At 39.2% G+C, this 14907-nt stretch carries 10 protein-coding genes; 6 read left to right on the top strand and 4 right to left on the bottom strand.

Annotation, left to right across the window (positions count from 1 at the left end; genetic code table 11):
* Positions 1-21 precede the first annotated feature (21 nt).
* The 3 genes from NSR00_RS11415 to NSR00_RS11425 all read right to left on the bottom strand — a co-directional run bounded on the left by NSR00_RS11415 (position 22) and on the right by NSR00_RS11425 (position 4434).
* Entirely contained in the window at positions 22-1419 is a 1398-nt protein-coding gene (locus tag NSR00_RS11415; protein WP_340788842.1) for an NAD-dependent succinate-semialdehyde dehydrogenase, read from the bottom strand.
* Positions 1420-1524: 105 nt separating this feature from the next.
* Entirely contained in the window at positions 1525-2826 is a 1302-nt protein-coding gene (gene gabT, locus NSR00_RS11420) for a 4-aminobutyrate--2-oxoglutarate transaminase (RefSeq protein ID WP_066248811.1), read from the bottom strand.
* A gap of 225 nt (positions 2827-3051) precedes the next feature.
* The gene (locus tag NSR00_RS11425; protein ID WP_340788844.1) at positions 3052-4434 is read right to left on the bottom strand and encodes an APC family permease; all 1383 of its coding nucleotides are present in this window, start codon (positions 4432-4434) and stop codon (positions 3052-3054) included.
* A 339-nt stretch (positions 4435-4773) separates the two neighbouring features.
* Here NSR00_RS11425 and gabR point away from each other — a divergent pair, with 339 nt between their 5' ends.
* From gabR to pdxA, 5 genes are all read left to right on the top strand, one after another.
* On the top strand, positions 4774-6189 hold the full coding sequence (gabR, locus tag NSR00_RS11430; RefSeq protein ID WP_445206639.1) for a MocR-like transcriptional regulator GabR: 1416 nt from the start codon (positions 4774-4776) through the stop codon (positions 6187-6189).
* Positions 6190-6922: 733 nt separating this feature from the next.
* Positions 6923-8716: a sigma-54-dependent Fis family transcriptional regulator gene (locus tag NSR00_RS11435; RefSeq protein ID WP_117017417.1), complete on the top strand. Its 1794-nt coding sequence runs from the start codon at positions 6923-6925 to the stop codon at positions 8714-8716.
* Positions 8717-8876: 160 nt separating this feature from the next.
* Positions 8877-9860 (top strand): 2-keto-3-deoxygluconate permease, encoded by a 984-nt coding sequence (locus NSR00_RS11440; RefSeq protein WP_117017418.1) that lies wholly within the window; start codon positions 8877-8879, stop codon positions 9858-9860.
* 56 nt (positions 9861-9916) lie between these two features.
* Entirely contained in the window at positions 9917-11209 is a 1293-nt protein-coding gene (locus tag NSR00_RS11445; RefSeq protein ID WP_311066614.1) for a four-carbon acid sugar kinase family protein, read from the top strand.
* Positions 11206-12201, top strand: coding sequence for a 4-hydroxythreonine-4-phosphate dehydrogenase PdxA (pdxA, locus tag NSR00_RS11450; RefSeq protein WP_311066615.1), 996 nt, complete (start codon positions 11206-11208; stop codon positions 12199-12201). The genes NSR00_RS11445 and pdxA overlap by 4 nt, the downstream gene beginning before the upstream one ends.
* Positions 12202-12665: 464 nt before the next feature.
* Here pdxA and NSR00_RS11455 read toward each other — a convergent pair whose 3' ends face one another.
* Entirely contained in the window at positions 12666-13994 is a 1329-nt protein-coding gene (locus tag NSR00_RS11455) for an MFS transporter (protein ID WP_340788851.1), read from the bottom strand.
* Positions 13995-14482: 488 nt separating this feature from the next.
* On the opposite strand from NSR00_RS11455, the gene NSR00_RS18100 reads away from it, so the two are divergent.
* Positions 14483-14791, top strand: coding sequence for an aminotransferase class I/II-fold pyridoxal phosphate-dependent enzyme (locus NSR00_RS18100; protein ID WP_419177808.1), 309 nt, complete (start codon positions 14483-14485; stop codon positions 14789-14791).
* Positions 14792-14907 lie beyond the last annotated feature (116 nt).

Below are 14907 nucleotides of genomic sequence, written 5' to 3' on the forward strand. Positions count from 1 at the left end.
AAACTCCCTGCAAAAAGTCTTTTATTTATAAATATCCCCTATTGACAAATATTTCGTTTCCAAATACGGTTCAATGCCTTCCACTCCACCTTCACGGCCGATTCCGCTTTCTTTCATTCCTCCAAAAGGAGCGTGGGCAGCAGATGGAGAGCCGTCATTCCAGCCGATAATTCCGAAATCTAAATGCTCATGCAGATAGATGCCTGTTCTATAGTCATTTGTAAAAAAGTAAGCGGCCAGACCATAAGGCGTGCTGTTTGCAATATTAACAGCTTCTTCTAATTCCTGAAACGTTGTGATTGGCAAAATGGGTCCAAATGTTTCCTCTTGCATAATCTTCATGTTCTCATTGACATTTTTGAGAACCGTAGGATAAACAAAGAAATAGCCTTTTTCCTTGTTAGCATTGTATTTATTGCCGCAAGAAACTTCAGCACCTTTACTGATTGCATCGTTGACCTGCGAGACAATCTTATTAAAGCCTTTTTCATTAATAACTGGACCAATTTGAGTGCCTTTTTCCAAACCATTTCCAACTTTTAATTTTTTAACTTCATTTGTTAATTTTTCAGCAAATTCCTCTACAATGCTTTCATGCACTAGAACTCTGTTTGCACAAATACATGTTTGACCGGCATTTCTGAACTTGGAAGCTATCGTTTGTTCTACCGCCAAGTCAATATCAGCATCATGTGCAACAATGACCGGTGCGTGGCCGCCTAATTCCATTGAAACATGTTTAACCGTACTGGCACTGTCTCTGATCAATAATTTTCCTACAGGGGTCGAGCCGGTAAACGTAATTTTTCTGACATATTTGCTTTCCGTAAATATTTTTCCTACCTCACTGCCATAGCCATTCACACATTGAATTACATCCGCTGGTATTCCGGCTTCATGAGCGAGCTCAATCAATTTCATCGTGGTTAACGGGGTATCTTCTGCTGGTTTCACAACGAATGTACATCCAGCTGCCAATGCCGGTGCAGCTTTTCTTGTCATCATTGCGGCTGGAAAATTCCAAGGAGTAATGGCTGCAACCAATCCTACCGGTTGGCGGCTGACAATGATACGTTTGGATTCCGTATTTGCAGGAATTGTTCGTCCATAAAGCCGCTTCGCCTCTTCTGCATACCAATCAATGTAACTAGTTGCATAGTCAACTTCACCCAATGATTCGTGCAAAGGTTTACCGCTTTCCATTGTCATGATCTTTGCAAGATCATCTTTATGTTCTTGGATTTTTTTAGACCAAAGCTTTAATAGTCTCGATCGTTCATGTGCATTTATTTTGGACCACTTTCGGAAACTTTCATGCCCTCTCCGCAATGCAAGATGAATCTCTTCTTCTGTATCTGCCTTTACTTCCTGGATCAACTCACCTGTTGCAGGATTCGTGACTTTAATCGTCGCTGCCATCAAGGTTTACCTCCCTCTGGGTTTTTCTTTGCCGGGATATAATAATATATAACGCCACTGGTTAATGGATTCCCGGCAATTTTATCCTCAGTTTCTTCACCCAGTTCATTGAGCAAAAGCTTTTTCCAATATGGATAACCCTTTATTTAATTCCTCGTCAGTAATAACCAACGGAGCTAAAAAGCGTATAATATTTCCATCAATACCAGCTGAAAGCAATAAAAGACCATGTTCATTCGCATATTTCAGAATTTGATTCGTTTTCTCTTTATTCGGTCGTTTGTTCTGGCGGTTATCTACGATCTCCACCGCTACCATAGCACCTAAGCGGCGAATTTCCCCTACAAACTCATGTTTCGCTTGTAATTCCAGCAGTTTTTTCTCAATCTTTTGTCCCAGTATTTCTGATTTTGTGAGCAAATCCTCTTCTTCGATGATATCAATGACTGCCAGTGCGGCGGCACAAGCTACAGGATTCCCAGCATACGTCCCACCCAGTTCACCCGGATCGGCAGCATTTAAAATTTCCGCCTTGCCTACTACACCGCTTAAAGGCAACCCGGCAGCCAATGACTTGGAAACAGTAATCAAATCCGGGACAACATCAAAATGTTCAATTGCAAATAATTTGCCTGTACGGCCAAAACCAGTTTGAATTTCATCTGCCACAAAAACAATACCGTGATCATCACAGAAGTCCCTGACAAATTTGACAAATTTCTTCGGTGGGATAATAAAACCGCCTTCCCCTTGAACAGGTTCCATTACGATACAAGCAACCGTTTCAGGTGCCACAGTAGCAGCGAAAAACCTCTTGAATTCTTCAATCGTCCAATCAATATATTGTTCATCTGTCATATGATCCGGTTTTCGGTACAAGTATGGATAAGGAGCTTGATACACTTCTGAAGCAAAAGGACCAAATCCGAATTTATATGGTTTGACTTTGCTCGTCATGCTCAACGTCAGATTCGTTCTTCCATGAAACCCTCTGACAAATGAAACGACCGCTTGTCTGCCTGTAAATTTACGGGACACTTTAACTGCATTTTCAACTGCTTCAGCCCCCGAATTAAAAAGAATTGCTTGTTTATCAAAATTGCCCGGAGTAATCTTGCATAATTTTTCTGCCAGCTTAATGTATCCTTCGTACATGATCACATTAAAACCAGGATGCAAAAATTTATCAACCTGTTCTTTTACCGCAGCCGTTACTTTAGGATGACTATGCCCTACATTTAAAGTTCCGATTGCCCCTGCAAAATCTATCCATTCATTCTGATCAATGTCTACGATGGTAGCCCCTTTTGCATGATGCGCAATACTTAAATTTCCATTGCTCACCCCTTTAGGAACATACTTTTTCCGTTTAGCCTGCAAGTCTTCCATCGTTGTCGATGATGCCATTTTTTCATTGCCTCCTCAAAATCAATATATATACGAATTATGTCAATTTTCTGTTATAGTGAAAAGCACCAGTTTTCTGATTTTTCAGGTACCAGTTAAAACGTTAAACACTCTTTATAAAGCTAGGGGTATGGTAAAAACTTAAAATGCACACTGTTCTCATTTACCTTCCAATTCACTTTCTATATAAATTAGAAATCCTTCAAAGGGGATTCTCGTCAAAGGCTAAGTCGACGAGACATCTTTAAATTTTTTTACAGAGTCTTTTCTAGAACCAAACAGATACAAGATTGTTCCGATTCCATACCACCCAAACACAATTAACCATTCCATAGGCCAAACAAGCGCAGATGGCATTCCAGGTAAATAAAAAGTAATAAATATAATACTTAAAATTATGGCGATAACTCCAGTTAATTTCCAATTTCGTATCTTATATGGACGTTCTAAATCAGGTTCTGTTTTTCTAAGTTTCATAAATGAGATGGAAACAAGCATATAACCGATGACAATTCCAATGCCACCAGCATTTACAAACCAGTTTAAAGCTGAATGCCCTAAAAATGGTGCAAAAAAACCAAGTAATCCTAAAAAGATAATGCCATGTGTCGGTGTCTTATATTTTGGATGAATGTAAGCAAACCATTTTGGAATCATCCCTCTCTCCGCCATGGCAAATAAAATTCGACTTCCACCAATAATGAATGCATTCCAACTTGTCACGATTCCGGCAACCCCACCAATCACAAGAATTGTTCCAAACACTGGACTTCTAAATAGATTCGTCATTGCATCAGCAGTAGCAAGTCGGGTAACCTCGAGTTGAGACGGTGTTAATCCAACTGATACCCCATATGCAATTAAAATGTAGAAAACAATGGCCAGTATAATAGAAAAAATAAGTATCCTACCTATTACTTTTGGTGGTGCTTTTACTTCTGAAGCGATTTGCGGGATAACATCGAACCCTACAAATAGGAATGGAATCATGATAAGAACAGTCATCACTCCCCCCACTCCTTCTCCAAGAATTGAATTCGTATGCACTGAACCTCCATTTGCAAATGCTCCAAAAACTAAAACTAAGCCTATTAAAATAACAGCAATAGTTAAAATATTTTGAAAAATAGCAGCCGGTTTAATTCCAAAATAATTCATCGATGTCAACAACAGCGAACCAAAGGATCCAATCAAAACCCAAGTTAAATAAATATCCCATCCTCCGAGATTCCATAAAAAGAGTTGGTGATCAACAGGAATTATATAATCAATGACGGTAGGTAATGCAACTGCCTCAAAGGTAATAACTGATACATATCCAAACAAGACACTCCATGCAGCAATATATCCCAACCTATCATTAAAGGCTCGCTGGACGAACACTAATCCACCGCCAGTTTCAGGTATTGCAGCTGCTAACTCTGCATAGGTCAGACCAATAAAAGTAACAAGCAGTCCACCTAACAAAAAGGCAATTGCCGTTCCTAGAAAACCTGCTTTACTTATCCAATCACCAGAAAGAACAACCCATCCCCATCCAAGCATTGCTCCAGCAGAAAGAAATAGAACATCGGCTCTTGACATTGATTTTGAAAATTTATTACTCATTACTCTCACTCCCTTTTAAATTTATTAAGAAAGTATTATTATAAAACATTGTAGAAAACAAAAGCTTTGTTCCGTCACATACGAATACATAATTAGAAAATGCACATTTCTATAACCATCTCCACAGCTTTTGCATTAATAACGGAAATCGCATAGACTAAAAACAATTCTAAGGAAAAATAAAAGCCTGAATCCCCTTACACTTTATCTTCTTTTTATGTTACTATTTCTAACATCATTTATCCTGATAATTTACATTGATAATAAATAATATTATGATAAATACATTAAAAGAAAAGTACCAGTTTTCTGATTTTTCAGGTACCAGAGGAGAGATAGATCATGATATTTTTTCAAATAGATAAAAAGGATAAGTCAAATCATATCTATCAACAAATTTATAAATCGTTAAAAGAAGCGATTTTAGAGAGAAAGATTCCTACCAATGAGAAATTGCCTTCCAAAAGAAAATTAGCAGAAAAATTAGGAGTGAGCATTAATTCGGTTTCAAATGCGTACGAGCAGCTCCTGGCTGAAGGATATATTTACGCAATTGAAAGAAAAGGCTACTATGTGGAAAATATTACACAGTTCAACAATCAAAAAGAGGCTAAAATGAACTTTCCAGATGATTTAAAAGAAGAATTCTCCAAGAAAGATGAGGGATGGCTTTCCTTATCACATATGACGGCTGACATCTCCATGTTCCCGTTTAAAGAATGGATGAAGTGTGAAAAAATAGCAATAAAAAATCACAAAAACGAACTTTCGGACATTTCTCATCCTCAAGGTCCTTACCTTGTGAGAAAAACCATCTCACGTATGATTGCGCTTACACGCGGCGTTAAATGCGAACCAGAACAAGTGATTATCGGCCCCGGGACACAGCCCTTGTTACGTCAAGTGTTGGGCATGCAGAGGGAAAATATAAAAGCTGCAATTGAGAACCCTGGGTATTCTCGCATCTACCAATTATTAAAAGATATGAATTTTGAAGTTTTTCCAATCGATCTTGATAAAAAAGGAATAGACATCAAGAAAGTGGAAGCTTTGAATCCACATTTCCTTTTTATCACCCCGTCACACCAATTCCCGACCGGAATCATTATGCCTATTTCAAGAAGAATTGAACTTTTGAATTGGGCCTCGGCTTCTGAAGGAAGGTATATTGTAGAAGACGATTACGATAGCGAATTTAAATACGGAACGGACAATATTCCGTCGCTGCAAAGTCTAGATCGGAATCAACGAGTGATTTATGCAGGAACATTCTCCAAAACGATCATGCCAAGTTTCCGAATCAGTTATCTCGTTTTGCCTCCCGATTTATTAAGAGAGTACAAAAGACATTTTTCATATTGGATACAGGGAAGCAATACACTGAATTTATTTACGCTTCACTATTTTATTGAAAGCGGCGAGTACGCAAAACACGTCAAGCGCATGAACAATCACTATGAGATGAAAAGAGAAAACCTGATTAAGGAATTGAAATGGAAATTTCGAAATGACATTAAGATTAAAAATGTGCCGGCAGGACTTCATTTCATTGCGGAATTCAAAACAGATAAAGGGTATAAAGAAATTGAAGAAAGAGCAAAAAAAGAAAAACTTGAAATATACTCCATGAAGAGGTTTAATTTACTAGGCAATATCGAAGAAGGAAAAAAAATTATTTTGATTATCGGATTTGCCAATATAAAAAATGAAGACATACCAGTTGCCGTAGATAGATTGTACCGTGTTATTTATTAAAAAGATTTCTACAACAACAACTTTACATCGGACGAATAGCCGCTTTAGGAACAATGCCATAATGTTTTAAAATGATTCATCTTGGTTAAGAATGCTCAATTTCTATTTTCCGCTGTGACCTTTTCCCTTTCACTTATAATATCTGTCCGTAGTTAAAAGAGAACTATCAGCTTTTATACGCACAACCCATTTAAGAGCAAAAGAAATTTTATTTAAAATTTTTCGATCTGACATGACTAAATGGGGAAGGTTCTTAAAAGCCTTTTTCCCACTAGTCATGCTAGAAAGCGAAGCACACAACCGAAAAAACTACCTCTTCTTTTAATTCTCTTTTACCTCAATCTCTTATCTTGTCAAATCCTCAATAAATTCACTAACGAAATATTTTCTATTTGCTTTCCTTTATCCTCTCCCGAAAATATCTCCTTACATCTACAACGGTTATGATTCACTCATAAGCCGGCTAAGTCGGCTAATTGCCATAGATCTACATCACGAAACATTTTTATATCCCTATTTCTTGCTAGCTGTACAAAATTCTGTGCAAAGACGCCGTTCACCACTGTCAGCCTTTCCAAAATATTCATCAACATTTACAAAAATGGAACCATTATTCCGGGTCGGGAGAGATAGAGGACAAAAGCTAAAATAACAATAAGGAAACTTACCTCAAAGTGAAACTAGGCTATAATGAATGGTAGCAGAAACAAATGAGATGGGTGGATTGATAAACATGAAAATAAAAACATTATTGATTGCTCCCTACCCCGGTTTAAAAGAATTAGCCTTAACTCTCGGTAAAGAACAACAATCCCTGGACATTACAGTTGTACAAGGAGATTTACAAGAGGCTATACCCATTGCGAAACAATATGAAAAAGAAGGTTATGATCTCATTATCAGTCGCGGCGGCACCGCTCAGTTGCTGCGCCAGCATATCTCATTGCCAGTTATTGAAATAAAAGTCTCAGGCTATGACTTATTACGTATATTGACATTGGTTAAAGACCATAACGCACATCTTCACATTATTGGATTCCTAAACATATGCCAAGGTTTTGTTTCTGTATCCAATCTTTTAGATGTTAAAATTCCTTATACCATTATCCATGACCAAGAAGAGGTAGAGGAGGCAGTCCAACAAGCTAAAGCCAACGGCGCCCAAGCGATCATCGGAGACACGATTACTTGCAAGACTGCGGAAGCGAACGGGCTTCAGAGCATACTGATTACTTCAGGCAGAGAGTCCATAATCGAAGCGTTTGAACAAGCAAAACAAACTTATCAAATTATTAAAAACACTGCCAAACAAACAAAGGTATATCAACAACTGCTGCAAAAAACAAAAGAACCTTTAGTTGTTTATGACGAAAATGGCATGATACAATTTACTAGTTCTTCTTTTCAAAAAATATTTCCAGCACTCAAAAATGATTCGGATAAATCTACTATTTATTCGTATTTTCCATTTCTCAACAATGCATGCACACAATTATGCAAAAAAATTGAACCAATAGAAATATTGTACACTTTCGTTACAGATGATGAACATATGCAGTTTCGGCAAGGGTATCTTAAAATAGATAACTCCGAAAACCACCAGTATTACCTGCGGTTTTCAGCCGAAGAGAAGGAAGACCAACAAGATTATGGCCTATCCGTTGCTGCCATACAACCAATCATGACTTCCTTTTCACAGATTCTCGGGAATAGCCAATTGATGAAAGCTGTTATTAAGCAAGGGAAAAAGGCTGCTGCACATAATAAGCCAGTTGCATTATACGGAGAAAAAGGAACTGGAAAAAAAACACTAGCAGGAATCATTCATTGTGAAAGCGAGGCGAAAGATAGTTTTCTGTTGCTCATCCGAGTCTTAGAAGATCATCGCGAGATAGCAGACTATCTCAAGCTTATCTTAGTCCATTTGGACATAGGGACATGTGTTTTCGAAGGCGTTGAACGTTTGCGGTTGGAACACCAAAATCATCTAGCGCACCTGATCCACCAGACAAAAGCACGCATTATTTTTTTATTTCATGATAACCCGATTGATTTGTTGCAGCAAAAAAAATTATCGGTTCAAATTTTTAAACAATTTAAACAAAACCAAATTCGATTGCCGTCTCTGAAAGAACACGCGGAAGATTTAAACGAATATGTTCGAAAATTTATTGCGCAATATAACGTCAAATATGGAAAGCAAATCGTAGGCGTGCAGGAAGAAGCGCTAAAATGGCTGTACAGCCGTACTTGGAAAAATAATTTACAAGAATTAAGCAGTGTGATTGAACAAGCCGTCCAGTTTACGAATAATGAGTATATTAATAAAGAAGATTTAAACAACATTTGGAAAAATACAGATGAACACGCTCAACTAGGTTGTTCCGTGATTGATCTCAATAAACCGCTAGCTGAGATTGAAAAGGATATTATCTGGAAAGTGTTACAAGAAGAAGAAATGAATCAGACAAGAGCAGCCAAAAGATTGGGGATCAATCGAAGTACGTTATGGAGAAAGCTGAAATAACGTTGCATAATGCAACATTATTTCAGCTTTATTATTTTTATGTAAAAATATTGTTGATAAATAAAACATACCCTAATAAAATTAAATTGAAAGCGGTTTATTATTATATTATTTATAAAATTGTTTCATTTTAAAACAACAACAAAGGAGAGGAGAAAGAATGAAAATTAAGGCAACATTAGACCGCATTCCTGGTGGAATGATGGTCGTGCCATTGCTGTTGGCCGCGACGATCAATACGTTCGCACCGAATCTGCTTCGAATCGGCAACTTTACAGAAGCGCTATTCGTCAACAGCGCAAGTGCTTTAATCGCTCTATTTTTACTTTGCGCAGGAGCACAAATTAATGTAAGAAGCGCAGGCATTGCGCTTGGTAAAGGGTTTACATTACTGTTCGTCAAGTGGGCGGTAGGGGCACTTGTAGGATTAATCGCCTATATAGCAGCTGGTCCAAGTGGTTTATTTTTAGGTTTAACACCACTGGCTATTATTGCGGCAATGACCAACAGTAACGGCGGTCTTTATATGGCGATTGTCGGTCAGTATGGGAAAGAAGATGACAAAGCGGCCTATTCTCTATTAGCATTAAATGATGGACCATTCTTAACAATGGTAGCGTTATCTATTTTCGGCGCAATGGGGTTTGTCGATGGAATGTTTTCCATTGTCTCCTTTATCTCCGTTTTACTTCCAATTGCAATCGGCATGATACTTGGAAACTTAGACAATGAAATGAGAGAATTTTTAGCAAAAGGCAGCGATATGTTAATACCATTTTTTGCGTTCGCCTTAGGAATGGGGATCGACTTTGGGGCCATCATCAAAGGGGGATTAAGTGGCGTATTGTTGGGCGTAGCTACAGTATTGTTAACAGGAACTGCCGGATACTTAATCTTTAAAGCATTCGGCTGGAATCCACTTGTCGGTGCTGCTGAAGGCTCTACCGCAGGAAACGCTGTAGCTACTCCTGCTGCGATCGCGGCAGCGAATGCTTCTTTCGCAAGCGTAGCTGATTTAGCGACAGTCCAAGTAGCGGCAAGTACGGTCACGACAGCGATTTTACTACCAATTTACATCGCGTTTTTGGCGAAACGATTGGAAAAGAAAAATAAATTGCAGCAATACTACCAATTACCAAACTAACCCATAAAGCCCATGTCTATGACTTGGGCTCCTCCATTTAAGGAAGGAGATGCACCATGAAGATCGCAATCATCGCAGATGATTTAACAGGAGCCAACGACAGCGGCGTTCAGCTTGCTCATTACGGTTTAAAAACATCCGTACTATTTCAACTGCATTCGAGCCAACTAGACGAAAACGATGCGGTTGTCATTGATACTGATAGCCGCTCTTTATCTAAGAAAGAAGCCTATGAGAAAGTAAAGGTCGTATCGGAAAAACTAAAAGATTGTTTCCCGATTATCTACAAAAAAATCGATTCCACCCTTAGAGGAAATATCGGAGCGGAAATCGATGCTGTTTACGATGCAATAAAGCCGACATTTATGATTATTGCGCCAGGTTATCCCAAAAACGGAAGAACCACTTATAAAGGATATCATTTTTTACACGATACATTGCTACATGAGACAGAAATATCAAGAGACCCTAAATGTCCAGTTAAAGAGTCGTATATTCCCAGTTTAATTGCCAAACAGACAAAGCGTCCTATAGGATTAATTGACTATCAAACACTTCGTCTCGGATTTGATAAAGTAAAAGAGAGACTAAACGATTATCGTGCGAATCATATTCCTTACATTGTCTTTGACTCTTTAACTGAAGAAGATTTGTGTTGTATCGCACAATACGTTTGCCACATTAACGAAAAAGTCGTATGGGTCGGGTCGGCAGGTCTGGCTAATTACCTTCCCGAGGTTTATCAGCTTCAAAAAGCAAAAAGAACGATCAAGATTGATCAAAATCGACAGCCCATCCTGCTAGTAGTTGGTAGCGTCAGCCAAGTATCCCGCAAACAGTTAGATCTTGCCCTTTCTTTAACGAATGTCAAAGGTGTACAGCTTGATTCCATAAGATTGGTTAGTGATGACCAAATTCGCTGCGATGAAATGAAAAAAGCCATTCACCAGGCAGAGGATTGGGTCAAACAGGGTTATCATGTCGCACTATATTCTTCTGCTTCACCCAATGAAATAAAACAGGTACAGGAAATAGGAAAATCGAAAGGATTAAGCACAATAGAAATAAGCAATTTCATTGTTCAAAAATTAGGCGAAGTTGCCTCCACATTGATCAACAAGGGCTATTTTAGAGGGATGATATTAACAGGCGGGGATACTGCAAAACATGTATGCGAGAAAATCGGAGCTTCGGGTTTTGAATTGCTGGATGAAGTGGAAACAGGAGTGCCAATAGCGAAATTAATTCATGACTCAGGAATGCATGTAGTGACAAAGGCGGGAGCCTTTGGTTCGGAAAATACATTTATTCAAGCAATTCACCAATTACAAGGAGTAGATGTCAAATGAAACCTATCATCGGAATAACGATGGGAGATGCTGCCGGTATTGGACCGGAGATTATCGTAAAAGCCCTACAAAACCGATCCATTTATGAGCAATGCAATCCTTTAGTGATAGGAGATGCAAAAATATTAGAACGGGCAGCTAGAATTACCAATTCCAAACTGACCATTCACCCTATTTCATCTGTAAAGGAAGCAACTTACCAATACAGTACAATTGATTGCATTGATTTAAATTTGCTTCCTGCCAATTTGTCTTTTGGACAAGTATCAGCAGCTGCAGGAGATGCCGCATTCCAATTTTTAAAACGTGCCATCGAATTAGCTAAAAACGGATATATACAGGCCATTTGTACAGCTCCTTTAAATAAAGAAGCCCTGCACAAAGGCGGACATCTATACCCGGGACATACAGAAATTTTGGCCGATTTAACGGGCACTCAAGATTATGCGATGATGTTATCCTCTCCAAAACTTAAAGTCATTCATATTACTACCCATGTCGGGTTAATTAAAGCGATAGAAATGATTAATCCCGATCGGACCTACAAAGTCATTAAACTGGCTCATGAAACGTTGACAAGAGCTGGAAAAGAAAACCCAAGCATCGCCGTGTGCGGCATCAACCCTCACGCTGGAGAAAACGGACTGTTTGGCAATGGAGAGGAAGAGGAAAAACTCATTCCCGGCATCCGAAAAGCACAAGTGGAAGGAATCAATGCAACCGGACCATATCCGGCAGATACATTATTTTACCGTGCGGTGCGCGGAGATTTTGATATTGTTGTCGCTTGCTACCATGACCAAGGGCACGCCCCTATTAAAGTGCTGGGGCTGGAAGCCGGAGTAAACATCACCGTCGGCCTCAAAGGCGGTATCATCCGCACATCTGTCGACCATGGAACAGCCTTTGATATCGCAGGAAAAAATCTGGCGGACGAACGCAGCATGCTCGAAGCCATTCGCGCCGCTGTCGAACTGGCTCCGAAAGTTTAAACACCAACCTTTTTGCTTTATTTATCTGTTTTTGGCAATTAAAAAATGTATGAATGACAAAATACGAATATTCCATTCCCTGTATAAAATTTTAGGTCTATATCGCTTGACACGGAGCTTCTGCGGACATGTTTCCTAGCGAAAGGAGCGAGCGCCAATCCTTGCTTCGCAAGGCATCAAGCCTAACATGTCCGCCACTCCATGTAAAATTTCTATTCGGATCATTTATGCTAAATAAGCAGTATGCTCAGATATGGTTGTTCATCTACTTGACCTTAATTTTTTGTCCGGTTAAGTCAATTCATTTTAGAACCAATTTTTAAAATAAGTTCTTCATAAATTTTTAGCGATGAGGCAACAAGAAAGACGAACAAGAGCGCCCAGATGGCGGCTGGTAGTTATTTCTGTTTCCATGATTTCAATGACGGAATAGCTTTCGGCAATGTCCTCCTTAAAACCTCTCATCAGCTTTTCGGCGCGGCAGGCTTCTGTGGCTTTACCTTCAGCAAAAAGAAAATGCCAAGGAGCACCATCATCAAAAGCGATCCCATCGCCAACCGATTGGCAATGTTTCCATATGAATGAAAAAGGAGGGTAATGCTTCCATAAATCGCTGGACCAATGATGGCTGACACTTTTCCAGAAAAAGCGAACAGTCCGAAAAATTGCCCTTGCTTATCTGGCGGGGAAAGTTCGACTATATATGTTCTCGAAGTGACCCACATCGCTCCTAAACTGACGCCGAACAAACTCCCAGCAATCCAAAAAGATAGCTTGGAAAAAGCAAGCACCCCTATCGCCAGTGCGATGCACATCACGATGCCGACATACAAAACCGCTTTTTTGGCTCCCTTGCTTCTCGTAATATAGCCAAAAAGAAAGGAACCGATAATACTCGAAACTGTGGAGACTAAATATAAAAGGATGAACTCCCCTGCCGTAAACCCGGCAATGACTTTGGCATAAACGGACATGATGGCGATCGTCGTCGCCACCGCATCATTCAAAAAGAAATAAGCAATCATGAAAGTAAAAATGTTTTGATACTTTTTCATTTCTTTCAATGTTGCATAAATATCCCGATAGCCTGCAAAAAATCCGGCCTTTCGCTTTAAGGCATCGGCTTTTTCGGCTTCTTCTTTGACAAAGAAAAACAGCGGGAAAGAAAAGAGGAGAAACAAAAGGGCGCTTGGAATAAAAGCCCGATAGTAATCCATTTCTCCAACAAACGGATACACAGCTAGCCCGACAAGCGTTCCGACATATCCGACAGCAACGCCAAAACCGGAGATAAGCGGAATTTCCTGTTTATTCCCCAAACTGGAAATCATGGAATCGTAAAAAACAAGGCTCGAATGGTAAAAAAACTTTGCTGCGACAAATAAAAGCACGATTATGACAAAAGACGCCGGCAATCCAAACATGGCATTCCCAAGATTCAAATATCCGGCAACACCCATAAGCAAAGTTGCCATAACCGAAAGAGTCGTAAAAATCCCAAGCCATTTCTTTCTTCTGCCGGTCCGGTCAATCCATGTGCCGTATAAAGGTGAAAATATCACTAAAAAGAAAGAGGCTAACGCATTTGCATACGAAATAAATGTACTGGCGATTTGGTTCAAGCTCTCGCTTTTTCCCACCGTTTCCGAAACATAAAGCGGGAAAAAAATCGTATTCACATTCGAGGAAAAAATCGTATTCGCAAAATCATACAACGCCCACGATAAAATCGGCAACGAAACATACAGTTTCCAGCCCGGCTTTTCATACGCATGCGAGGCAATCTTCTCCACTACACCCTCCCCCATTCTGTCGGTGATAAAACGGCCGCAAACCGTTTATTCCATATATAGATTACTTTTTATATTTAATGATTTTGTTTCATGAATGTAAATTTTTCGAAAGAATACCTCTTGCTTCCGAAAAACGATAGGTTTCATTTTTTGTCAGAATATAATTAATATTTTAACAAATAAATGTGCATTTGTGTATGAGCATCGTTTTCCGGACAATGAATGTGTGGAGAGGATGACTGTAATCACTCAAACACAACACGGGCGCCTTGAATTCTCCAAACTCACTTTCATAATCGCTCCAAGGCTCATCACAGCCGAATAAAAAGCAATCAACACCTATAAAATTGATGCAAGATATTAATAGCTCCATAGAATTGTGCAACGATTTAGGGTACGAACACATTCAAGGCAATACTACACTGCGCGAAACCATTTCCAAGCATATGAAAACTTATTGATGTATCGAATCTGCTCCTTCTTCCATTTTGATTACATCCGGAGCCCAGCAGGCCATTCATCTCATTATTCGAGGTTTACTTAAACCTGGAGACGCAGTTGCCATTGAAGATCCTTCGTATGCCTATTCGCTCCCGATTTTCCATTCGGAAGGATTAAATACCCATCTATTACCCGTACAAAATGGAGGAATTGACCCAGATCAAATTGTCGAACTGCACAAAAAACACCGCCTCAAAATGTTGTTCCTGAATCCCACTTACCAAAATCCTACAGGAGCGACACTTGATCTTGAAAAAAGTGTAGAATTCTTGAAATATGCTCAAAATTTGGTATAGCCATTGTAGAAGACGATCCGTACAGTATCACCGGTTATGATGGTGCAAGTATCGATAATATTATGAAATCTATGGATAAAGAAGGTTGGGTCTACATTAGTTCATTGACTAAAATT

The organism is Aeribacillus sp. FSL K6-8394, assembly GCF_038008865.1.
GTDB classification, from domain to species: domain Bacteria; phylum Bacillota; class Bacilli; order Bacillales; family Aeribacillaceae; genus Aeribacillus; species Aeribacillus composti.

Coding starts and splice junctions, on each gene's coding strand:
- NSR00_RS11415 (WP_340788842.1), bottom strand. CDS start 1,419: ATGGCAGCGACGATTAAAGTCACGAATCCTGCAACAGGTGAGTTGATC.
- gabT (WP_066248811.1), bottom strand. CDS start 2,826: ATGGCATCATCGACAACGATGGAAGACTTGCAGGCTAAACGGAAAAAG.
- NSR00_RS11425 (WP_340788844.1), bottom strand. CDS start 4,434: ATGAGTAATAAATTTTCAAAATCAATGTCAAGAGCCGATGTTCTATTT.
- NSR00_RS11435 (WP_117017417.1), top strand. CDS start 6,923: ATGAAAATAAAAACATTATTGATTGCTCCCTACCCCGGTTTAAAAGAA.
- NSR00_RS11440 (WP_117017418.1), top strand. CDS start 8,877: ATGAAAATTAAGGCAACATTAGACCGCATTCCTGGTGGAATGATGGTC.
- NSR00_RS11445 (WP_311066614.1), top strand. CDS start 9,917: ATGAAGATCGCAATCATCGCAGATGATTTAACAGGAGCCAACGACAGC.
- pdxA (WP_311066615.1), top strand. CDS start 11,206: ATGAAACCTATCATCGGAATAACGATGGGAGATGCTGCCGGTATTGGA.